This window comes from Streptomyces sp. NPDC055025, from assembly GCF_053608565.1.
Map to the genome: position 1 here is coordinate 1 of NZ_JBSGVS010000151.1, position 1,521 is coordinate 1,521.

Sequence of the window (1,521 nt, forward strand, 5' to 3'; positions counted from 1 at the left end):
GTAGTAGGTAAGCGATGGGGTGACGCAGGAAGGTAGTCCAACCCGGGCGGTGGTTGTCCCGGGGTAAGGGTGTAGGGCGTTGTGCAGGTAAATCCGTGCAACATAAGTCTGAGACCTGATGCCGAGCCGATTGTGGTGAAGTGGATGATCCTATGCTGTCGAGAAAAGCCTCTAGCGAGTTTCATGGCGGCCCGTACCCTAAACCGACTCAGGTGGTCTGGTAGAGAATACCGAGGCGTTCGGGTGAACTATGGTTAAGGAACTCGGCAAAATGCCCCCGTAACTTCGGGAGAAGGGGGGCCACACTGGGTGATGGGATTTACTCCTTGAGCTTGGGGTGGCCGCAGAGACCAGCGAGAAGCGACTGTTTACTAAAAACACAGGTCCGTGCGAAGCCGTAAGGCGATGTATACGGACTGACGCCTGCCCGGTGCTGGAACGTTAAGGGGACCGGTTAGTCAATCTTCGGGTTGGCGAGGCTGAGAACTTAAGCGCCAGTAAACGGCGGTGGTAACTATAACCATCCTAAGGTAGCGAAATTCCTTGTCGGGTAAGTTCCGACCTGCACGAATGGCGTAACGACTTCTCGACTGTCTCAACCATAGGCCCGGTGAAATTGCATTACGAGTAAAGATGCTCGTTTCGCGCAGCAGGACGGAAAGACCCCGGGACCTTTACTACAGTTTGATATTGGTGTTCGGTTCGGCTTGTGTAGGATAGGTGGGAGACTTTGAAGCTCATACGCCAGTATGGGTGGAGTCGCCGTTGAAATACCACTCTGGTCGTGCTGGATGTCTAACCTGGGTCCGTGATCCGGATCAGGGACAGTGTCTGATGGGTAGTTTAACTGGGGCGGTTGCCTCCTAAAGGGTAACGGAGGCGCCCAAAGGTTCCCTCAGCCTGGTTGGTAATCAGGTGTTGAGTGTAAGTGCACAAGGGAGCTTGACTGTGAGACCGACGGGTCGAGCAGGGACGAAAGTCGGGACTAGTGATCCGGCGGTGGCTTGTGGAAGCGCCGTCGCTCAACGGATAAAAGGTACCCCGGGGATAACAGGCTGATCTTCCCCAAGAGTCCATATCGACGGGATGGTTTGGCACCTCGATGTCGGCTCGTCGCATCCTGGGGCTGGAGTCGGTCCCAAGGGTTGGGCTGTTCGCCCATTAAAGCGGTACGCGAGCTGGGTTTAGAACGTCGTGAGACAGTTCGGTCCCTATCCGCTGTGCGCGTAGGAGTCTTGAGAAGGGCTGTCCCTAGTACGAGAGGACCGGGACGGACGAACCTCTGGTGTGCCAGTTGTTCTGCCAAGGGCATGGCTGGTTGGCTACGTTCGGGAGGGATAACCGCTGAAAGCATCTAAGCGGGAAGCCTGCTTCGAGATGAGGACTCCCACCCCCTTGAGGGGTTAAGGCTCCCAGTAGACGACTGGGTTGATAGGCCGGATATGGAAGCCAGGTGACTGGTGGAGTTGACCGGTACTAATAGGCCGAGGGCTTGTCCTCAGTTGCTCGCGTCCACTGTGT

General features: G+C 56.1%; 1 rRNA gene. It reads left to right on the plus strand.

Going from position 1 to position 1,521, the window contains the following annotated elements:
* Window positions 1–1,500, plus strand: a 23S ribosomal RNA gene (locus ACWGDX_RS39315); the annotation flags it as partial.
* Between the last annotated feature and the right edge of the window lie 21 nt (window positions 1,501–1,521).